Below are 20,234 nucleotides of genomic sequence, written 5' to 3'. Positions count from 1 at the left end.
GGAGTTCGGCATCCCGACCCACCATTTCGTCCGGTACAAGGGATCCGGACAACACCTTCGTCGGAGCGCGGCGGACATCCTGCAGGTTCTGCCGTTCGGGAGCCAGCGGACTAAGCCCGAGTTCTTGAGGCGAGCACTGCTCGAGTCCGGCGTCCCCCATTGCTGTGCAGGGTGCCAGATCGACGGAACCTGGCAGGGAGCTCCGCTCACGCTGCACGTCGACCACAGGAACGGAGACTTCCACGACAACCGGCTGGAGAACCTTCGGTTCCTGTGTCCGAACTGCCATGCGCAGACACCGAACTTCGCCGGGCGCGGGAAGCGCGGATACCCATCCGGAGGCGGGGCGGACGGCTTGCCCACCAACGGCTCTGCGTAGACTGACCGCGCTCGCCGGAGTGGTGGAACTGGTAGACACGCGGCACTTAGGATGCCGTGCCATAGGCGTGGGGGTTCGAGTCCCCCCTCTGGCACCAAGGCTCTCGACGCGCGCAGGTCAGCCGAGGAGCTCCCGCAGGTGCGGGACCATCGCGCGGAAAGCCTTGCCGCGGTGCGAGATCGCATTCTTCTCCGCGGGGCTGAGCTCCGCGGCATGACGCGTGTCGCCCTCGACGACCAGGATGGGGTCGTAGCCGAAACCGTTGGCGCCCTTGGGCTCTCGGGCCAGGGCACCCGGCATACGTCCTTCGGTGGCGCGGATCGTGCCGTCGGGCAGGGCCAGCACGGCCGCGCAGACGAACGCCGCGGCGCGGTGCTCGTCCTTGACGTCGGCGACCTGCGCGAGCAGCAGCTCGAGGTTGGCCCGGTCGTCGCCGTGGCGGCCCGACCAGCGCGCCGAGAAGATGCCGGGGGCCCCACCGAGCACGTCCACGGCCAGGCCCGAGTCGTCAGCCAGTGACGGGAGCCCGGTGTGGGCGGCCAGTGCCACGGCCTTGAGCCGGGCGTTCCCCTCGAACGTGACCTCGTCCTCGACGACGTCGGGTGCACCCTCGAACTCCGTCGCCCCGACGATCTCGAGACCGAGCTCCTCGCACACGTCGGCCAGGATGGCGCGCAGCTCGCCGACCTTGTGGTCGTTGCGGGTGGCGAGGACGATCCGGGTCACAGGCTGCGTTGACATCACAGGCTGCGTTGACATCACAGGCTGCGTTGACATCAAAGGACCCGCTTGCGCGGCGTGGCGGCGAGGGCCTCCTGCTGGAGGCGGGTCAGCTCGGCGCACCCGACGGTGGCCTTGTCGAGCAGCCGGTTGAGCATGTCGCGGTCAAACGCGCCGTCCTCGGCGGTGCCCTGGATCTCCACGAAACGGCCGTCGCCGGTCATCACGACGTTCATGTCTGTCTCTGCCGTCGAGTCCTCGGGGTAGTCGAGGTCGATGACCGCCTCGCCCTTGACGATGCCCACGGACACGGCCGCGATCGAGCCGGTGAGCGGCTGGGCGTCCTTGCGGATCAGGCCCTTCGCCCGGGCATCCTCGATGGCGTCCACGAGCGCGACGTACGCCCCCGTGATCGAGGCCGTACGGGTCCCGCCGTCAGCCTGGAGGACGTCGCAGTCCAGGACGATGGTGTTCTCACCGAGCGCCTTGGTGTCGATGATGGCGCGCAGGCTCCGGCCGATCAGCCGGCTGATCTCGTGGGTGCGCCCGCCGACCTTGCCCTTGCGCGACTCGCGGTCCGAGCGGGTGTTGGTCGAGCGCGGCAGCATCTCGTACTCCGACGTCACCCAGCCGGTGCCCTTGCCCTTGAGCCAGCGCGGCACGCCCTCGGTGAAGGACGCCGCGACGAGCACGCGGGTCCGCCCGAACTCGACGAGCACGCTGCCCTCGGCGTGGTCCAGCCAGTTGCGCGTGATGCGCACCTCGCGGGTCTGGTCGGGGGTGCGTCCGTCGTGGCGAGTCATGTCGGCAAGGCTAACCGGACCGTGCCGGGCGTCGGTGGCCCGGCCTAGGCTGGGCCCATGGCTGACACCACCTCCCTGCCCCGGCGGATCGGCGCCCACGTCGACTCGTCCGACCCGGTCGCCGCGGCCCGGGACCGCGGCGCGGGCCTCAGCCAGTTCTTCCTCGGCAACCCGCAGGGCTACAAGGGTCCCGAGTACGAGTACGAGGGTGGGCCCGAGGCGCTGCGTGCCGCGGCGCAGGCAGCAGACGTCGACCTGTACGTCCATGCGCCGTACCTCATCAACGTGGCGACGACCAACAACCGGATCCGCATCCCGAGCCGCAAGCTGCTCCAGCAGTTCATCGACGCCGGCGCCGCGATCGGGGCCAAGGGCCTGATCGTGCACGGTGGCCACGTCGACAAGGCCGAGGAGGTCGACAAGGGGTTCGACAACTGGCGCAAGGCGATCGAGGCCACCGACCTCAAGATCCCCCTGCTCCTGGAGAACACCGCCGGCGGCGACAACGCCATGGCCCGCACCCTCGATCGCATCGCGAGGGTCTGGGACGCCATCGGCAGCGCCGAGGGGTCCGACCAGGTCGGCTTCTGCCTCGACACCTGTCACGCGCACGCCGGTGGCATCGCGCTGGCCACCGCCGTCGACCGGATCAAGGCCATCACCGGGCGGATCGACCTCGTGCACTGCAACGACAGCCGCGACGAGTTCGACTCGGGGGCGGATCGCCACACCAACCTCGGCGAGGGCCTCATCGATCCCGACGAGCTCGCGGGGGCCGTGCGGGCCGCCGGGGCGCCGGTGGTCATCGAGACGCGAGGCGGCCTGGAGGGTCAGCGGGCAGACCTCGACTGGTTGCGCGAGCGCCTCTGAACCCCGCCCCGCGGCGTCAGTCCACCAGCGGGTGCGTGGTGAGGAACCGGCGGATGTGCTCGCGCGGCTGGTCGGCCAGGTGCGGACCATGCGTGAACGCCGCCGTCGTGTAGTCGAGCTCGGCGAGCCGGTGCGCGGTCTTCTGGGTCATCGCGAAGTTCGTGCAGAACGACTTGATCGGCCACCGCAGCCCGCGGATGTTGAAGATCGAGTCGCCCGTGATGAGCACGCCCGACTCGCGGTGCAGGTATGCCACGTGGCCGGGTGAGTGCCCAGGCGTGTGCACCACCTCCAGACCGCCTGCGACATCGAGCACCTGGCCGTCGACGAGCCGCTCCCCCACCGTCACCGCGGGAAAGGCGTTGGTGCCCATGAGCCTGGTCATGATCCGGGCCATGAGAAACGACTGGTCCCGCCCGGCGGTGTGACCGGTCTCCGCGTACGGGGCATCGGCCTCGTGGATGCCGACGTCGCGTCCCGTCTGCTCGGCGACGTGCGCGGCCCCGCCCGCGTGGTCGGGGTGGGCGTGCGTCAGGAGCAGCCGGGTGACGTCGGAGGGGCCCGAGCCGATCGAGGCGAGTGCTGCCATCACCTTGGGGCCGGACTGCTTGATGCCCATGTCGACCAAGGTGACCTGGCCGTCGTCGTCGCGCAGGATGAAGCCGTTGACGAAGTCCCCGAGCAACGGGATCCGCCAGACACCGGGCGCGACCGGAACTGCCGCCTGCTTGGCCATGTCCGGAGCCTATGCCGGGTCGGCCCCTCCGGCGCTACCCCTGGAGCTCGTACGCCTTGCCCTGGACCGCGAGGTCCAGCGGACCCGACCAGACGGCGGCGGCCTGGTTGCGGCATACCTCCGGATCGTTCCAGGGTGGGATGTGGGTGAGCATCAGTCGCTGGACCCCACCGGCCGCCACAGCGGCCGCGGCCGCGCGGGCACCGGAGAGGTGGACGCCCTGGGTGTCGTCGCGGCCGTCGACGAACGCGCTGTCGGCCAGGGCCAGGTCGGCCCCCGTGAGCAAGGGCGTGAGCGCATCGCAGGAGTCGGTGTCGCCGGTGTAGGCGAGGACGGCTCCGTCCGCCTCGACGCGGAAGCCGTAGGCCTCCACGGGATGGTTCACCCGGTATGCCGTGACGGTGAACGGGCCGACGTGCGTCACCTGCGCGTCGGCCAGCTCGTGCACCGCGAACTCGGTGCTCATCCCGGCGTGCTCGAGGCCGTGGTACATCAGCGCGAAGCGCTCCTCGGCCCCGGGCGGGGCGTGCACCGGCAGCTGTCCCTCGACCCGGCCGCCGGGGCGGTACTTGCGGGTGACATAGAGACCGCACATGTCGACGCAGTGGTCGGGGTGCAGGTGGCTGATGAAGACCGCGTCGATCTCGGCCAGGTCGACGAACCGCTGCATCGGTCCGAGTGCACCGTTGCCCAGGTCGAGGACCACAGACCACGTGCGGCCGGCGTGCTCGGCCTGGACCAGGTAGGAGGAGGCGGGCGAGTCGGGGCCGGCGAACGAGCCCGAGCAGCCGACGACGGTGAGCCTCATCGCGACCCTGCCGCGCCGGCGCGCGCCGGGACGCACCGGACGACGGCGCCACCGAAGACGGCGTCGCTGTCGGCGCCCACCTCGGGACCGAGGAACCGTCGCGCCAGCCGGGTGAACTCGGCCGCGTCGCCGGTGGTCGTGAAGCCGTGGCTCGGCGGCGGGAGGTGGGCAGGGCGCAGGGCGTCGGAGTCGGCCAGCACCCGGTAGACGTCCTTGGCCGTCTCGTCCGCGGAGGACACCAGGGTCACGCCGTCGCCCATGACGTAGGCGATCGCCCCGGTCAGCAGCGGGTAGTGGGTGCAGCCGAGCACCAGGGTGTCGACGTCAGCGTCCACGAGGGGGGCGAGGTAGCCGCGGGCCACCTCGATCACCTCCGGCCCGCTCGTGACGCCGGACTCGACGAACTCCACGAACCGCGGGCACGGGACGCTGGTCACGTCGAGGTGCGGGGCGGCCGCGAACGCGTCGACGTAGGCGCCCGACTGGTGGGTGCCCTGGGTGGAGATGACCCCGACGCGGTGGTTGCGCGTGGCTCGGGCGGCCCGTCGCACGGCCGGGCGGATGACCTCGACCACCGGCACGTCGTAGCGCTCGCGGGCGTCGTGCAGGACGGCCGCGCTCGCGGTGTTGCAGGCGATGACGAGGGCCTTGACACCGTGGTCGACGAGGCGGTCGAGACACTCGAGGGCGAACTCGCGGGACTGCGCGATCGGGCGCGGACCGTACGGCGCCCGGGCGGTGTCCCCGAAGTAGGCGATCGACTCGTGCGGGAGCTGGTCGAGCACGGCACGGGCGACGGTCAGCCCGCCGTAGCCCGAGTCGAAGATCCCGATGGGTGCATCCGCCACGGGTCAAGGCTAGGTGCCGACCTCCCCGCGAACCCCATCGAGGTCACGTCTGGTGTGTCACATCCGTCGCCAGATCCTTCACCACACCGGGAGTCAGGGGGTGAGGGCGTGGGCCAGCGTCTCCTGCAACCAGGTGAGGAAGTCGTAGACGGCCAGGGCATACACCGCCGGATCGTCCGGGGGCAGTCCCGAGACCTGCTCCTCGAGCAGGTCGAAGTCGTCGTCGCGCTGGAGCCCCAGCCGCTCCCCCAGCACCAGGCGCACGTCGGTGAGCGCGATGAGCAACGCCAGGGCCTGCGGCTGCTCGAGCGAGACCTTCTGGTCCTCGATGCCGGACAGCGCCTGGATGGCCGTGGTGAGGTTGCCCGACTTGCGGGCCCGCAGGCCGTCTTCGGTCAGCCGCCGGAACTCGGCAGCGATCTGGTCGTCCTGCCGGTTGGCCGTCGGGAAGATCCGCTCCAGCGCCGGGTCGCGTTCGCGCGGCACCGAGCCGGACAGCTCGGGCACCTGGTCGGCCGCCGACAGCGACACCCCCATGCCGATGCCCCCGAGCCCAGCCACGATCTCGTCGAACTCGTCGCCGCCGTCGCCGCCCTCGCCGCCCGGCTGGACCTGGCGAGCTCCGGCATCGTCCGGCTCGATGAGCTCGAGCACCTGCTCCATCAGCCCGACGACCAGGCCGCGCTCCACCGCGTCGAGCTTCGCGACATAGCGTCCGTCGCGTCGTTTGAACCCCCGGGCCACGTCAGCTGTCCTTCTGGAAGGTGGCCCACAGCCCGTAGCCCTGGAGTGCCTCGGTGTCGGTTTCCATGCGCTCGCGGGCGCCGGTCGAGACGACGGCGCGACCCTTGGTGTGCACGTCCAGCATCAGCCTCTCCGCCTTCGACTTCGAGTACCCGAAGTAGCTCTGGAAGACGAAGGTGACGTACGACATCAGGTTGACCGGGTCGTTCCACACCAACGTGATCCAGGGGACGTCGACCTCGGCCAGCTCGTCGGTGGAGGCACTCTCCTGCTCGACGGGCGCGAGGGACATCTCCGGGGGGACAGCGGTTGGCACGGCCACCACCTTAGGCTGCCGACGTGACCTCCCGTTCACCGCGCACGGCCCTGCTGACCGACCACTACGAGCTCACCATGCTCGAAGCCGCCCTCCGCAGCGGTGCCGCGTCCCGCCGCTGCGTGTTCGAGGTGTTCGCCCGGCGGCTGCCGGAGGGACGCCGTTACGGCGTGGTGGCCGGGACGGGCCGCCTGCTCCCGGCCATCGAGCAGTTCCGCTTCGGGGATGCCGAGCTCGAGGCGCTGCGCGCCGTGGTCGACGAGCCGACGCTGGCCTTCCTCGCGGACTACCGCTTCGACGGCGACATCGTCGGGTATGCCGAGGGCGAGTGCTACTTCCCCGGCTCACCCGTGCTGGTGGTCGAGGCGGACTTCGCCCACGGGGTGGTCCTGGAGACGTTGGTGCTCTCCATCCTCAACCACGACAGCGCCATCGCGTCGGCCGCCTCGCGGATGACCTCGGCAGCCGGCGACCGGCCGTGCATCGAGATGGGGTCCCGCCGCACGCACGAGGAAGCCGCCGTGGCTGCCGCCCGCGCGGCATACATCGCGGGGTTCGCGACCACCTCGAACCTGGAGGCCGGTCGGCGCTTCGGCGTCCCCACCGCCGGCACCGCAGCGCACGCCTTCACCCTGCTGCACGACGACGAACGCGAGGCGTTCACCGCCCAGATCGCGGCGCTGGGCAAGGGCACCACGCTGCTCGTCGACACCTACGACGTGCCGACGGCCGTTGCCCTCGCCGTGGAGCTGGCCGGGCCCGAGCTCGGCGGCGTGCGGCTCGACTCGGGCGACCTGCTCGTCCAGGCCCGGGAGGTGCGCGACCAGCTGGACAGGCTCGGCGCCAGAGACACCCAGATCATCGTGACCAGCGACCTCGACGAGCACGCCATCGCGGCGCTGGCCGCCGGGCCCGTGGACCGTTACGGCGTCGGCACGTCGCTGGTCACGGGCTCGGGCGCCCCGACCGCCGGGATGGTCTACAAGCTGGTGTCCCGCGAGGACGCCTCGGGCACGATGGTCGGCGTGGCCAAGAGGAGCAAGGACAAGGCCTCCGTCGCCGGCCGCAAGTACGCGCTGCGACGGCGCAGTGCGCGCGGGACCGCCGAGGCCGAGGTGGTCGGGATCGGCCAGCCACCACTCGACGACGGCGACGACCGCGAGCTGCTCAGCCCCCTGATGGTGGCCGGGCGCACGGTCTCGACCTCGACCCTCGAGGACGCGCGGGAGCGCCACGCGGCCTCGCTGGCGGAGCTTCCCGTGGCTGCCCTGCGGCTGCAGCGCGGCGAGCCCGCCATCCCGACGACCTATCTCGACCCGCTGTAGCGTCGGGACATGAGCCGGGACATGAGCCGGGCGCTGGTCATCGTCGACGTGCAGAACGACTTCTGCGAGGGCGGTTCGCTCGCCGTGCCGGGGGGCGCCGAGGTCGCGCGACGGATCAGCGAGCACGTGGTCGCCCACCACGAGGAGTATGCCGCGATCGTCGCCACCGCCGACTGGCACGACGACCCGGGGGCCCACTTCAGTGCCACCCCTGACTTCGTGGAGAGCTGGCCGGTGCACTGTCGGGTCGGCAGCGACGGTGCGCTGTTCCACCCGGCGGCGGAACCGGCGTTCGAGTTCGTGGAGGCGATCTTCCGCAAGGGCCACTACAGCGCCGCCTACAGCGGGTTCGAGGGTCACACGGTAGAGGCGGACGCGGTGGTCGGCCTGGCTGACTGGCTGCGCGACCGGGCCATCGAGGAGGTGCACGTCGTCGGGATCGCCACGGACTACTGCGTGCGCGCCACCGCCCTCGACTCCGCCGACGAAGGCTTCGACACGACGGTGCTGCTCGACCTGACGGCCGGGGTCGCGCCGGAGAGCACGACGCGCGCGCTGGCCGATCTCGCCGAGGCGGAGGTCGCGACCCGCGGCGAGGTGGTGCGCGGGTAGCCGAGCGCCCGCGTCAGTGCCGACCGCCCTCCGCGGCGCCCTCGACGACCACCGGCTGACCGTTGGCGACGAGCTTCCAGTCGTACGTCGTGAAGGTCGTCGGGTCGATCGGCTCGTGGTTGGCGCCCTTGGCGACGGTCCAGTCGATCAGGAGCTGGCGGATCTCTGCCTGGGCGTTGTAGACCACCGGCGCGGTCCTGACTCCCGGGAAGCCGCCCCCACCGGACTGCCGGTAGTTGTTGATGGCGACGACGAACTGCGCGGCGGGGTCGATCGGCTTGGCGTCGTAGGTGAGGTTGGTGATCCGCTGGCCGACGGGCTGGGCGATGTCGATGTCGTAGGCCAGCGAGGCGTCGAGGCCGCCCATGATGTCGTAGTTGTAGTCCGGGATGGCGGTCCCCGTCGTCGGGCTGAGGGCGCCGGTCACGTCGTCCGGAGCGTACGGCCCGGTGCCCGTGACGGTCTTGAAGTAGACGGCTGAAAACTCGAGGTAGGCCTTGACCTGCGCGCCGGTGAAGCGGATCCCCAAGAGCGTGTTGTCGTAGATGTAGAGGCCGGCGATGTCGCGGATCGTGACGTTTCCCGCGGGGATGGCGGCGTCCCGGTTGAAGGGGGCCGCAATGGACAGCACCGGCGCCCCTTCGTCCGGCGTGCCCACGAGCGCGGCCTTGACGGCCTCGCCCTGGACACGGTTGATGAAGTCCATCGCGGCGGTGTCCTCGAAGCGCGCGGTGGCCGCGGACATGGCGAGGGTGCAGCTGCCGATCACCGAGTTGACGTAGGTGCGCACGACCGCGTGGTCGTCCCGGATGAGCGCAGCCACCGCAGGGTCCTCCGGGACGGTGGCGGCGTTGAGAACGTGCGAGTGCGCCGCGACCAGCTGCCACCGGCCCTTGACCATCTCGAGGTCGAGGTCCATCACCGACAGGCGCATGCCCCACTTGAGCGGCTCGGTCAGCAGCACCTTCTTGCCCGGGGTGACCTTGCTGGCGACGAGGTTCTCGACGATCTCGACGTGGGCGTGGCCGACGAGCACGGCATCCACCCCGGCCACCTCCTCGGCGAGCTGGCGGGAGGCGTTCTCCGGGAACGGCAGGGCGTCACCGTACGAGGATCCGGGCGTCGCGCCCGAGTGGCAGGCCACGATGACCAGGTCGCAGCCGGCAGCCTTGAGGCGCGGGACCATGACCTTGGCCTGCTCCACGATCCCGGGAAAGCGGACCTCGCCGTCGACGTTCGCCTTGTCCCAGATGGCCACCCCCGGTGTGACCAGGCCGAGGATGCCCACCTTGACGTCCTTCCCGCCGCGGGCCTTGAAGCTGCGGATCAGGTAAGGCGTGAAGATGGGGGCACCCGTGTTCCAGTCCACCGAGTTGGCGCTGAGCAGCGGGAAGTCGCACTGCGACTCGAAGGTGCGCAGGGTGTCGAGGCCGTAGTTGTACTCGTGGTTGCCCAGCGCCGCCGCGTCGTAACCCATGGCATTCATGGCGGTGGCCATCGGGTGCACCGAGCCACCGGTGATCGGGTCGACCTTGGCGTAGTAGTACGACAGGGGCGTGCCCTGGATGGTGTCGCCGGCGTCGATCAGCAGGGTGCTGGCCGCGCCGCGCTCGGCACGCATGGCCGTCACGAGGGTCGAGATCTTGGCCAGGCCGACGTCGTTGTGGGCCCCGTCGTCGTACTCGGCGTCCTTGAAGTAATCCCAGTTGAGGACGTTGCCGTGGGTGTCCGTGGTCCCCAGCACGGTCAGCCGGAACCGTCCGGGCGCACCGGCGGGGGTAGGGCCCGCATCGGCCGCCGCGTCCGCCTTCGTCGCACTCCCGAACAACGCAGTTCCTGCTCCCCCGACGACAGCCAGCGCCAGCAGCTCGCGGCGGCTGCGCTCCTGCTGGGCAAGCTCCTGAACGGCGGTGCGTGCGGACGTCACGATTGCCTCCAGCGACAGGTGGCCGGGAGCTCAACGGAGTGCCCGGTGCGCGGGCCACGGCTGCGTCGACGTGGCAGGTTTCTCAAGCCTAACCGGTGCCCCGAGCGGCGACCACGTCGTCCGGCAGAAACGACCTCACCCGATGCTGTAGTCCGATCCGTCGCCGCCACGGGCCGGGCCGCCGGCCGCGGCACCTGCCCGGCTCCACGACCACGCGTACTTTCCGTCGTCGACGGCGCGGCCGCCCTCACCGAGCTCGAGGGGGCGGAAGGTGTCGACCATGACGGCCAGCTCGTCGAAGTACTCGACGCCGATCGAGGCTTCGGACGCACCGGGCTGGGGCCCGTGTGCGTGCCCGCCGGGGTGTACCGAGACGGACCCCTTGCCGATACCGGACCCCTTGCGTGCCTCGTAGTCACCATCGACGTAGAACATGATCTCGTCGCTGTCGACGTTGGAGTGGTAGTAGGGCACCGGGATCGACAGGGGGTGGTAGTCGACCTTGCGCGGCACGAAGTTGCAGATGACGAAGTTCCAGCCCTCGAAGACCTGGTGCACCGGCGGCGGCTGGTGCACCCGCCCGGTGATCGGCTCGAAGTCGCGCACGTTGAAGGCGTAGGGGTACAGGTAGCCGTCCCAGCCGACCACGTCGAGCGGGTGGAACGGCAGCGTGTGGACGGTCCCGACGATCCCGCCGCTGCTCGAGGGACCGTTGCCGCGGTGCTTGATGAACACCTCGGTCTCGTCGTTCGCCGCGGCGCCGACGTCCTCGGCCAGGAGCGGACCGGCTGGCCCGCGCAGGTCGCGCTCACAGTACGGGGCGTGCTCCAGGAGCTGGCCGTACTTGCTCAGGTAGCGCTTGGGGGGCGTGATGTGTGAGTTGGCCTCGATGCAGTAGGCCCGCAGCGGCTCCTTGCTGGACCGTCGCGGGATCCACCGGTGCGTGGTGGCGCGCGGGATCACGAGGTAGTCGCCCTCCGCCACGTCGAACGCCCCGAAGACCGTCTCGACGCGCGCCCGGCCGCGCTCGACGTACACGCACTCGTCGCCGATCCCGTTGCGGTACCAGGGACTTGGCGCGCCGGCCACGGCATACGAGATGCGCACGTCGCCGTTGCCGAGGACGAGGCGACGCCCGGTCACGACGTCGGTGGTCTTCACGTCCTTGGCCTCGAAGAGGTCGTGCAGCTTGAGGTGACGGGGCATGAGCGGGTGGTTCGGCGCGGTCGACAGGTCACCGATGACCCACTCGCGGGCGGCGGCGATGGTGGAGGGGATGTTGCGGTGGTAGAGCAGCGAGGAGTCGGAGGAGAAGCCCTCCTCCCCCATCAGCTCCTCGTAGTAGAGCTCGCCCTTGGTCCCGCGGCCGGCCGGCCGGCGGTGCTGGGTGTGCCGCTTGGGCGGGATGTTGCCCTGGTGCTGGTAGAACGCCATCGTCCACTCTCTCGTCCGGGGGTGCCGAGCCCATTCCAGGCCGAGCATTTCATGTCGAGGCGCCAGCGGGACACCGCGCCGACACGCCACGCCATCACACGCGATCCGGATCAAACCGTCCTCGCGGCGGTCTACGACAGGTGGACGAGGCCATCCGGCCGTTTCGTCGGGACACTGGTCGTGCCCCCAGAAAACCGCCGACGAACGTCCGGCGGGTCGACTCGGAGGAGGGCTTCACGATGGGTGCTGAGGAATGGGTGGCGGCGACGTCACGTCCGTACAGCTCGTTGATCTGGGATCTGGACTGGTGGGGGACGCTCTTCAAGTCCAGACAGCTGAACTTCACGATGCAACCGCAGACCCAGTCCAACTGGTGCTGGGCCGCGACGTCGACCTCGGTGTCGCACTACTACTGGTTCTGGAGCAGCTGGACCCAGTGCAGCGTCGCCGGCGCCGAGCTCTCCCGGACCGACTGCTGCAACTCGCCGGTGCCCGGGCCGTGCAACGTGCCCTGGTACCTCGACAAGGCCCTGACCCGGACCAACAACTTCGTGAGCATCACCGGTCCGGCGTCGTTCTCGTCGGTCCGCGCCGAGATCGACGCGGGTCGGCCGGTCGGCGCCCGGATCGGCTGGAGCGGCGGCGGCGGCCACTTCATGTGCATCTACGGCTACACGACGTTCCTCGGGCTTGAGTACTTTGACATCGACGACCCGATCTACGGGAAGTCGCACCTGAGCGTCAACGACTTCTCGACCAACTACCAGGGCAGTGGCAGCTGGACCCACACGTACTACACGAAGAGGTACTTCAGATTGCCCATCGTCCCGATCCTCATCGAGGAAGCCGTGCTCCGGCGGATCTGGGAGGTCCGCCCCCTGCTCAAGCTGAAGCAGGAGGTCAACCCCGAGGCAGCCCGCCAGTCCGCGTCCGACACCACGGCCTCGCTGGGCCTGGCGCAACGCGTCTACACCGTCGGGCTCGACGCCCTCTCGCGCAAGAAGGACGCCTCGGGGGTGCCGTCTGGCATCCGGGTCTACGAGACGGTCGACGGCGTGCCACGGGCCTACTACGACGTGGACGACGACCAGGAGGGGACCATCCGCCAGATGTCGGCCTCGGCCACCCACCTCGAACCGTTCGCCAGGGCCCTCGAAGGGGCGGTCAGGCAGGTCGAAGGCCAGGAGCAGGCGTGCGAGCTGCGGCTCTACCGCGTGCCCGCCCTGAACTTCGAGGCCCTGTGGCTGAGCTACGAGGGTGGCAAGGACGACCAGCTGATCCCGCTGACGGCCGTCGGGCCACTGCCCACGGGCGAGCCGGTGCCCTTCGCAGAGGCCCTGACGGCGCTGCGTGAGGCCGCCCGGCCGCTGGCCGACATGGACGACACGATGGGTGCGTGACCCTGCGTCCCTGAGCTGTCCTCGATTCCGTCAGGGGGCTGGTCGGCCTGTGCCGCCCGGCCCCCTGGCCGCTAGTAGCCTCACCGCCATGACCTCGCTGTCTGACGCCTTGGCTGACCGCCTGGCCGAACCAGCCCTGTTCGCAGGCCTCGTCGACGATGCCGCCGTCTTCCCGCCGGGCAACGCCCCCCTGCCGGAGGCCGTGCGCCGCCACCGCGTCCACCGCGCCAGCGGGTATGCCGCGTGCGTGGGTCCGCTGCTCGTCCCCGCCTCCGCCGCCGGTGACCTCGGTCCCCTCGTCGACGGCGAGCCCCTGTCGGTGGTGGTCATCGGACGGCCCGGCACCCCGGGCTCCGACGTGGCCTCGGCCGTGCAGCGACTCCGCTCGACGGCCGCCGTGGAGGTGAGGGGCGCCGAGCTCGGCTGGACGCCGGACTGGCGGGCCACGGTCTTCGACGGCCTGCCCCTCAGCCTCGAGGTGCCACGCGGCGCGGACCAGCTCGTCGCGATCGCGGACCTCGCCGTGGACGCGTCGGATTCCGTGGCGCTGCAGGCGAAGTTCCGCACCGGGGCCACCGAGACCTGGGCCTGGCCGCACGAGCGAGAGCTCGCGACCTTCATCCGGACGGTCATCGACCACGACCTCGGCTTCAAGCTCACCGGAGGCCTGCACCACGCAGTCCGGGGCACCCATGACGGCCAGGAGCAGCACGGGCTGCTCAACGTGCTGCTGGCCGTCCGCTGGGCCCTCAACGGCGAGGAGGTCGACGACCTCGTGTCGCTTCTGGCCGAACGGGATCCAGCCGTCCTCGTCCCCCAGGTGACCCGGATGAGCGCCGCCGACGCGGCGATCGTGAGGGCCTTCTTCACGGCATACGGCTGCTGCGAGGTCACCGACCCGCTCGGCGAGCTGACCACCCTCGGCCTCATCCAAGGAGCCTGACCATGACCTCGCCCATGACCTCCCCTCCGGCCCCCCGCAGCTGGCTGGACCTGCCGCCCGACCACCCGTTCGGGATCACGCACCTGCCCTATGGCGTCTTCTCGACCGCGGGCTCGTCACCGCGGGTCGGGGTGCGGATCGGCGACCAGGTGCTTGACGTCAGCGAGGTGGCGCGCATCGGCCGCGACACGGTCGGCGTCGGCGACGGTCCGGACCTCACGGCGGCGTGGGAACGACCCAGCCTCAACGCGTTCCTGGACCTGGGTCACGAGGACTGGGCCGTCGCGCGTGCCTGGCTCGTGGAGATCCTCACCGACGACGTGCACGAGGCAGGCGTCAAGCCACACCTCGTGCCCGTCGAGGACGTCACCCTGCACCTGCCGATCGCGGTCGCGGACTACGTCGACTTCTACGCCAGCGAGCACCACGCGACGAACGTCGGGCGGATCTTCCGGCCGGACTCCGAGCCACTCACCCCGAACTGGAAGCACCTGCCCATCGGCTACCACGGGCGGGCGGGCACGGTCGTGGTGTCGGGCACCGACGTGGTCCGCCCGCAGGGGCAGCGCAAGGCAGCGACCGACCCCGCGCCGTCGTTCGGCCCGAGCCGCAAGCTCGACATCGAGGCCGAGCTGGGGTTCGTCGTGGGTGGGGGCACCGCGCTGGGCGAGCCGGTCGCGGTCGCCCTGGCCGCCGAGCGGCACCTCTTCGGAGTCGTCCTGCTCAACGACTGGAGCGCCCGGGACATCCAGGCCTGGGAGTACGTCCCGCTCGGCCCGTTCCTCGGCAAGTCCTTCGGGACCTCGGTCAGCGCCTGGGTCACCCCGATGGCCGCGCTGGCGGCGGCCCGCGTCCCGCTCCCCACCCAGGACCCGCAGCCCCTGCCCTACCTGAACGGTGCGCCGGATGCTGTGTTCGGCCTCGACCTCCACCTCGAGGTGGAGTGGAACGGCACCGTCGTGTCCCGTCCCGAGTACCGCGACATGTACTGGTCGCCCGCGCAGATGCTCGCCCACCTCACCGTCAACGGCGCGTCGATCCGCAGTGGGGACCTGTTCGGCTCGGGCACCATCTCCGGTGCCGCCAAGGACACCCGCGGCAGCTTCCTCGAGCTGTCGTGGAACGGCACGGAGCCCGTCGCGCTCGGCGACGGCGCGGAGCGCACCTTCCTCGAGGACGGCGACACCGTCGTCCTGAGGGCGACCGCCGCGGGAGCGGGCGGCACCCGGATCGGGCTCGGCGAGGTCAGCGGACGGATCGTGCCCGCACGCGAGGCGTAAGGGCCCCGCAAGGTCGGAGCGCCCTGACGGGACCGCAGCCGCTGGCAGGGTGGGTCCATGAGAGTCGTCGTCACCGGTGGTGCAGGGTTCATCGGCACCGCGGTCGTGCGCGCGCTCGCGCCGACGGTCGACGACGTCGTCGTGCTGGACTCCCTGCGTCCCGACGTCCACCGGGACGCAGGCACGGCGGCCCGCGACCGGATGTCCGCGCTCGGGGCACAGCTCGTGGAGGCGGACGTGCGCGACCTGCCCACCGTACGGGCGCACCTGCGTGGGGCTGACGCCGTGGTCCACCTCGCGGCCAAGGTCGGCCTCGGCGTGGACCTGGACGACATGGACGACTACGTGTCGAGCAACTCCCTGGGCACCGCGACCGTCCTGCGCGCCTGCCACAGCGCCGGGGTCCGGCACGTCGTCCAGGCCAGCTCGATGGTGGTGTACGGCGAGGGCGCCTACACCTGCGATACGCACGGGCCCGTGTCCCCCGCGCTCCGCACGACGGACCGGCTCGACCGCGGCGACTTCGACCCCGGGTGCCCGGTCTGCGGCGCCGACCTCAGCCCGGCGCTGGTCGGCGAGGACACGGCGCCCGATCCCCGCAACACCTACGCCGCCACCAAGGTCGCCCAGGAGCAGCTCGCGGCGGTGTGGGCGCGCGAGACCGGTGGCGCCGCCACCTCCCTGCGGCTGCACAACGTCTACGGACCGGGTATGCCGCGGGCGACCCCGTACTCGGGAGTCGCCGCCATCTTCTGGACGGCTGCCGCGCAGGGACTGTCGCCCCAGGTCTATGAGGACGGTGGTCAGCGCCGGGACTTCGTCCACGTCGACGACGTGGCCGCCGCCTTCGTCGCGGCACTGCTGCGCGACGTACCCGGGCACACGGCATACAACGTGGGTTCTGGCGTGGTGCACACCATCGGTGACCTGGCCGCCAAGCTGTCCTTGCTGGCCGGGGCCCCGCACCCCGTCGTGACCGGGCGCTACCGGCTCGGGGACGTCCGGCACATCACGGCGTCGAGCGAACGCGCCGCCCGCGAGCTCGGCTGGCGGGCCACCGTGCCGCTCCGCGCGGGGCTCGACGGCCTCTCGTTCAGCTGATCCCCGCGGCGGGTAGCGCCACGTCGAACCGGCACCCGCCGTCGACGTTCGCGACCGAGATCGACCCCGCGTGCGACTCGGCGATCCCCTTGGCGATCGCCAGGCCGAGCCCGGCGCCGGCGTCCCTCCCACTGCGCCCGGCATCGGCCCGCCAGCCCGCCTCGAACACCCGCGGCAGGTCCGGCTCGGCGATGCCACCGCACTCGTCCACCACGGACACCTGGGTGCGGCCGTCCTCGCACCGGTGCGCCCGGACCACGACCGACCCACCCTCGGCGGTGTGCCGGACGGCATTGCCGACCAGGTTGCCGAGGAGCCGGGTCAGCTCGTCGCCGTTGCCCGTCACGGCCAGCCTGTCGTCGTCACCGGCGACCTGCAGGTGCAGGCCGACGTGTCGCTGCTGGGCGTGCTGCTGCAGCTCCGCGACCACGTCGTGGGCCACCTCGACGAGGCTGACCAGGGCGGCGTCCTCGCGGGGCTGGGCATCGGGGGCGCTGACGCGTGACAGCTCGAAGAGGTCGCCCACCAGCCCGTCGAGGCGCCCCACCGTCTGGCGCATCTGGCGCAGGGCGGGCTCGGGTTCGATGACCCCGTCCTCGAGACCCTCGGCGAGGGCCCGCAGACCCGCCAGGGGGGTCCGCAGGTCGTGCGACATGAACGCCACCAGCTCACGGCGGGACGACTCCAGGGCACGCTCGCGGCGTTCGGATGCCTCAAGGCGACGGCGGGTGCTGTCGAGCTCACGACCCAGCGCCGACAGCTCGGCGGAGACGGGGTTCTCCCGCACGCTCGCTGCGTTGGTGCTGTCGCCCCATGACCGCAGGGACCGCGTGAGCGCAGTGGCTTCCACCGCCACCTGACGGCCCAGGACGAGGGACAGCAGCACGCCGATGAGGCCGGCGCAACCGAGCGCCACGAGGACGACGGTGGAGTCATGGGTGGAGATGAACATCCGCTGGACGTTGACGAAGACCGCCAGGGTCACCGCGGCCAGCGGGACCAGCGACGCGACGACGACCAGCACCGCGGTCGACCGCCCTCGCAGGCGGGAGAGGACGACGCCCCCGACCAGCCCCGCGGCCAGGCAGACGGCCGTGGTGATGAAGGCGATCTGCTGCATGTCGCTCACGGCAGCTCCTCGGCGTCCCCGGCGGCCTCGACTGGCCCCTCCGGCATGTCGGGCCCGGCGGCCTCGTCGCCGAACCGGTAGCCGGCCCCCCGCACGGTGACGATCCGCATCGGGTCCGACGGGTCGTCCTCGATCTTCTCCCGCACCCGGCGGACGTGCACGGTCACCGTGGAGGTGTCGCCGAAGTCCCAGCCCCACACCCGGCGCATCAGCTGCTCCTTGGTGAAGGTCAGACCGGGGTGGGCGATGAGGTAGGCCAGGAGGTCGAACTCCCGCGTCGTCAGCTCGGTGGCGCGCCCGTCGACGGTCGCCGTGCGGGTGCCGGTGTCGACCCTCACCCCGAGCCGCTCGGCCACCCGCGGCAGCAGCGCGGTCGCGCCGAGCCGTTCGCCCCGGCGCAGCAGCGCCTCCACCCGGCCGAGCGCCTCGCGCGGGCTGAACGGCTTGACCATGTAGTCGTCGGCCCCCAGCTCGAGCCCGAGCAACCGGTCGTCCTCCTCACCCCGGGCGCTGAGGACGATGACCGCCGCGTGGTCGTCCTCGGCCCGACGGCGTCGCAGGACCTCGAGCCCGGACATCAGCGGGATCATCACGTCGAGGATGACCACGTCGGGACGCCGCTCGCGCCAGGCCTGCAGGGCGGAGACCCCGTCGGCGGCGAGCAGGGACTCGAAGCCCGCCTTGAGCAGGTACGCCGAAAGGACGCTGGAGACGGTGGGGTCGTCCTCGACGACCAGCACAGTTGCGACCACGTCAGCAGCGTATGCCGCCCAGCCCGGCGCCAGCGCGTGCTTCGGCGGGCGGCGTCCACCCGTAAGGGTTTCGTCATCGTCGGTGGGACCAGCGCCGAGCCCTTGGCCCCTAGCGTCGAGCCATGTCCGCGAACGTGGCAGTCGACGTCGTGCTCCCCTGCCTCGACGAGGCGCGCGCTCTCCCCTGGGTGCTGGACCGGATGCCGGCCTGGGCGCGCCCGATCGTGGCGGACAACGGTTCGAGCGACGACTCGGTCGGTATCGCCCGGGCCCGTGGGGTCGAGGTCGTCGAGGTGGTGCAGCGCGGTTACGGAGCGGCCTGTCACGCCGGCCTGCTGCGCGCCACGGCTCCCCTGGTGGCCTTCATGGACGCTGATGCGAGCCTCGACCCGAGATCGCTCGGGGACCTGATGGCGGTGCACGAGTCCGCCCCCGCGGCCCGACCCCACCTCGTGGTCGGCGCCCGCGAACCGGTCTCGCGCGAGGCGTGGCCGTTGCGGCTCAGGGTCGCGAACCGGGTCCTGGCTCGGCGCGTGCGTCGCTCCACCGGCACCGAGCTGGTCGACATCGGCCCGCTGCGGCTCGCCGACACGATCCCGTTGCAGCGGTTGGCGATCCAGGACCGTCGCTCGGGCTATCCGGTCGAGACGGTCCTGCGCGCGGCGCGGGCCGGCTGGACCATCACCGGCGTACCTGTTCCGTACCTCGCCAGGGCCGGACGGTCCAAGGTGACGGGCACGTGGCTCGGGGCCGCCAGGGCGGTGCACGACACGCAGCGGGTGCTCGGAGCGTGACCATCCTGACCCCGGCGCGCGACGCCCGGATGCTCCGGCCCGAACGGCAGCTGCACACCGTCATCATCCTGGCCAAGTCCCCCCAGCCGGGCCGGGTCAAGACCCGGCTCACCCCGACGTTCTCCCCCCGGGAGGCGGCCGCGCTCGCCGGCGCGGCGATCCGCGACACCCTCGACGCGGCCCGCTCGACCGGCGCCCGCACGCTCCTGTGCTGGGAAGGCGCCCCGGCCCCGTGGCTGCCCGCGGAGGTGCCGGTGCAGCGCCAGTCCGGCGGCGGTCTGGCCGACCGCCTCGACCGGGCCTTCCGGGACTGCCTTCCCACGACAGGAGACCGGCCCACCCTTCTCGTGGGGATGGACACCCCTCAGGTGGGTGCCACGGATCTCAGCGCCGACTGGGGCGGCGCCGACGCCGTGCTGGGCCTCAGTGACGACGGCGGCTACTGGGCCATCGGGCTACGCCGCTACCAGCCCGGTCTGTTCGCCGGCGTGCCGATGTCGACCCACCACACGGGCTCAGAGCAGCTCGATCGCCTTGTGTCTCAAGGGCTTTCGGTGCACCTGCTTCCGACGCACCGAGACGTCGACGAGGCCGCCGATGCGATCGCGGCCGCCCGCACGGCTCCGCACACCCGTTTCGCGCGCACCCTCCACCGGATCGTGGCCACACCGTGCGATCCCTCCCAGCTGTTCGACACCGCACTCGTGGGTGGGGAGGTCCACGTCGAGGACGAACAGGGCGGCCGCGGGACGCCGCTCGCCGTGGCGTCGTGGCGGCGCCTGTCCGCGGTCGACGAGATCATCGTGAGCCGGTGCTCAGGCCCGGTCCTGGACATCGGATGCGGGCCGGGGAGGTTTGTGGAGGCGCTGGCCCAGCGCGGGCTGCCCGCCCTGGGCATCGACGTGTCCGGCGGCTCGGTCGTCCACACCCGCGCGCGCGGCGCCAGCGCGTTGCGCCGCAACGTCTTCGAGCCGGTCCCTGGGGAGGGTCGTTGGCGCACCCTTCTGCTGGCCGACGGGAACGTCGGCATCGGCGGCGACCCGCGGGCACTGCTGAGCCGGTGTCGCGAGCTGCTCAGCCCCGAGGGTTGGGCGCTCGTCGAGGTCGACCCTGACGAGTCGGTCGACCTCCGCACGCGGGTGACCCTCACCGGCCCCCTGGGCCGCCGGTCCACCCCGTTCCCCTGGGCTGTGGTGGGCGCCACGGCCCTGGTCCGGTATGCCGCGGAGGCAGGCCTGCTCGCCGTGGAGGAGTGGCGCCTGGAGGAACGGGCCTTCGTGACCCTGCGCCAGGCGGCCTAGGGCTCGGGGGGT

20 protein-coding genes and 1 tRNA gene are annotated in these 20,234 nt (G+C 71.4%); 10 read left to right on the top strand and 11 right to left on the bottom strand.

The window, feature by feature from the left end:
* Positions 1 to 392 precede the first annotated feature (392 nt).
* A tRNA-Leu gene (locus BJ986_RS12145) sits at positions 393 to 476 on the top strand.
* A gap of 20 nt (positions 477 to 496) precedes the next feature.
* On the opposite strand, the gene rdgB is transcribed toward BJ986_RS12145, so the two are convergent.
* Positions 497 to 1,120 (bottom strand): RdgB/HAM1 family non-canonical purine NTP pyrophosphatase, encoded by a 624-nt coding sequence (rdgB, locus tag BJ986_RS12140; protein WP_238338091.1) that lies wholly within the window; start codon positions 1,118 to 1,120, stop codon positions 497 to 499.
* Positions 1,121 to 1,155: 35 nt separating this feature from the next.
* Complete coding sequence (gene rph / locus BJ986_RS12135) at positions 1,156 to 1,902, bottom strand: ribonuclease PH (protein WP_179422213.1); 747 nt, start codon at positions 1,900 to 1,902, stop codon at positions 1,156 to 1,158.
* Positions 1,903 to 1,959: 57 nt separating this feature from the next.
* On the opposite strand from rph, the gene BJ986_RS12130 reads away from it, so the two are divergent.
* On the top strand, positions 1,960 to 2,772 hold the full coding sequence (locus BJ986_RS12130) for a deoxyribonuclease IV (protein WP_179422212.1): 813 nt from the start codon (positions 1,960 to 1,962) through the stop codon (positions 2,770 to 2,772).
* A 16-nt stretch (positions 2,773 to 2,788) separates the two neighbouring features.
* On the opposite strand, the gene BJ986_RS12125 is transcribed toward BJ986_RS12130, so the two are convergent.
* The 5 genes from BJ986_RS12125 to clpS form a co-directional block, all read right to left on the bottom strand.
* Positions 2,789 to 3,508 carry an MBL fold metallo-hydrolase gene (locus BJ986_RS12125; RefSeq protein WP_179422211.1) on the bottom strand — a complete coding sequence of 240 codons (720 nt, stop codon included), beginning with the start codon at positions 3,506 to 3,508 and terminating at the stop codon, positions 2,789 to 2,791.
* 34 nt (positions 3,509 to 3,542) lie between these two features.
* Positions 3,543 to 4,316 (bottom strand): MBL fold metallo-hydrolase, encoded by a 774-nt coding sequence (locus BJ986_RS12120; RefSeq protein ID WP_179422210.1) that lies wholly within the window; start codon positions 4,314 to 4,316, stop codon positions 3,543 to 3,545.
* A complete protein-coding gene (gene murI, locus BJ986_RS12115; RefSeq protein ID WP_179422209.1) occupies positions 4,313 to 5,164 on the bottom strand; it encodes a glutamate racemase in 852 nt (283 codons plus the stop codon). The genes BJ986_RS12120 and murI overlap by 4 nt, the downstream gene beginning before the upstream one ends.
* A 93-nt stretch (positions 5,165 to 5,257) precedes the next feature.
* Positions 5,258 to 5,908 carry a DUF2017 family protein gene (locus BJ986_RS12110; protein ID WP_179422208.1) on the bottom strand — a complete coding sequence of 217 codons (651 nt, stop codon included), beginning with the start codon at positions 5,906 to 5,908 and terminating at the stop codon, positions 5,258 to 5,260.
* A gap of 1 nt (position 5,909) precedes the next feature.
* On the bottom strand, positions 5,910 to 6,200 hold the full coding sequence (clpS, locus tag BJ986_RS12105; RefSeq protein ID WP_179423825.1) for an ATP-dependent Clp protease adapter ClpS: 291 nt from the start codon (positions 6,198 to 6,200) through the stop codon (positions 5,910 to 5,912).
* A 101-nt stretch (positions 6,201 to 6,301) separates the two neighbouring features.
* On the opposite strand from clpS, the gene BJ986_RS12100 reads away from it, so the two are divergent.
* Together BJ986_RS12100 and BJ986_RS12095 are read left to right on the top strand one after the other, a co-directional pair.
* A complete protein-coding gene (locus BJ986_RS12100; protein ID WP_202881638.1) occupies positions 6,302 to 7,549 on the top strand; it encodes a nicotinate phosphoribosyltransferase in 1,248 nt (415 codons plus the stop codon).
* 9 nt (positions 7,550 to 7,558) lie between these two features.
* Complete coding sequence (locus tag BJ986_RS12095; protein ID WP_272955400.1) at positions 7,559 to 8,161, top strand: isochorismatase family protein; 603 nt, start codon at positions 7,559 to 7,561, stop codon at positions 8,159 to 8,161.
* 13 nt (positions 8,162 to 8,174) lie between these two features.
* On the opposite strand, the gene BJ986_RS12090 is transcribed toward BJ986_RS12095, so the two are convergent.
* Together BJ986_RS12090 and BJ986_RS12085 are read right to left on the bottom strand one after the other, a co-directional pair.
* Positions 8,175 to 10,088, bottom strand: a complete 1,914-nt coding sequence (locus BJ986_RS12090; protein ID WP_179422206.1) for a 5'-nucleotidase C-terminal domain-containing protein — start codon at positions 10,086 to 10,088, stop codon at positions 8,175 to 8,177.
* A 135-nt stretch (positions 10,089 to 10,223) separates the two neighbouring features.
* A complete protein-coding gene (locus BJ986_RS12085) occupies positions 10,224 to 11,522 on the bottom strand; it encodes a homogentisate 1,2-dioxygenase (RefSeq protein WP_179422205.1) in 1,299 nt (432 codons plus the stop codon).
* 239 nt (positions 11,523 to 11,761) lie between these two features.
* On the opposite strand from BJ986_RS12085, the gene BJ986_RS12080 reads away from it, so the two are divergent.
* The 4 genes from BJ986_RS12080 to BJ986_RS12065 all read left to right on the top strand — a co-directional run bounded on the left by BJ986_RS12080 (position 11,762) and on the right by BJ986_RS12065 (position 16,246).
* Complete coding sequence (locus BJ986_RS12080) at positions 11,762 to 12,922, top strand: papain-like cysteine protease family protein (protein ID WP_179422204.1); 1,161 nt, start codon at positions 11,762 to 11,764, stop codon at positions 12,920 to 12,922.
* An 88-nt stretch (positions 12,923 to 13,010) separates the two neighbouring features.
* A complete protein-coding gene (locus BJ986_RS12075) occupies positions 13,011 to 13,865 on the top strand; it encodes a hypothetical protein (protein ID WP_179422203.1) in 855 nt (284 codons plus the stop codon).
* A 2-nt stretch (positions 13,866 to 13,867) separates the two neighbouring features.
* Positions 13,868 to 15,145, top strand: coding sequence for a fumarylacetoacetase (gene fahA, locus BJ986_RS12070; RefSeq protein WP_337795225.1), 1,278 nt, complete (start codon positions 13,868 to 13,870; stop codon positions 15,143 to 15,145).
* A gap of 57 nt (positions 15,146 to 15,202) precedes the next feature.
* Positions 15,203 to 16,246 (top strand): NAD-dependent epimerase/dehydratase family protein, encoded by a 1,044-nt coding sequence (locus BJ986_RS12065; protein ID WP_179422202.1) that lies wholly within the window; start codon positions 15,203 to 15,205, stop codon positions 16,244 to 16,246.
* Here BJ986_RS12065 and BJ986_RS12060 read toward each other — a convergent pair.
* Together BJ986_RS12060 and BJ986_RS12055 are read right to left on the bottom strand one after the other, a co-directional pair.
* Positions 16,239 to 17,366: a sensor histidine kinase gene (locus BJ986_RS12060; RefSeq protein WP_179423819.1), complete on the bottom strand. Its 1,128-nt coding sequence runs from the start codon at positions 17,364 to 17,366 to the stop codon at positions 16,239 to 16,241. The genes BJ986_RS12065 and BJ986_RS12060 overlap by 8 nt on opposite strands.
* A 5-nt stretch (positions 17,367 to 17,371) precedes the next feature.
* The gene (locus tag BJ986_RS12055; RefSeq protein ID WP_179422201.1) at positions 17,372 to 18,127 is read right to left on the bottom strand and encodes a winged helix-turn-helix domain-containing protein; all 756 of its coding nucleotides are present in this window, start codon (positions 18,125 to 18,127) and stop codon (positions 17,372 to 17,374) included.
* Positions 18,128 to 18,249: 122 nt separating this feature from the next.
* Here BJ986_RS12055 and BJ986_RS12050 point away from each other — a divergent pair, with 122 nt between their 5' ends.
* Complete coding sequence (locus BJ986_RS12050; RefSeq protein ID WP_179422200.1) at positions 18,250 to 18,921, top strand: glycosyltransferase family 2 protein; 672 nt, start codon at positions 18,250 to 18,252, stop codon at positions 18,919 to 18,921.
* Positions 18,918 to 20,222, top strand: coding sequence for a DUF2064 domain-containing protein (locus BJ986_RS16085; protein WP_202881241.1), 1,305 nt, complete (start codon positions 18,918 to 18,920; stop codon positions 20,220 to 20,222). Before BJ986_RS12050 ends, BJ986_RS16085 begins: the two co-directional genes overlap by 4 nt.
* Positions 20,223 to 20,234 lie beyond the last annotated feature (12 nt).

The organism is Pedococcus badiiscoriae, assembly GCF_013408925.1.
Taxonomy (GTDB): Bacteria; Actinomycetota; Actinomycetes; order Actinomycetales; family Dermatophilaceae; genus Pedococcus; species Pedococcus badiiscoriae.
Note: the sequence above shows the minus strand (reverse complement) of the source record. Positions and strands in the feature narration are given on the sequence as shown.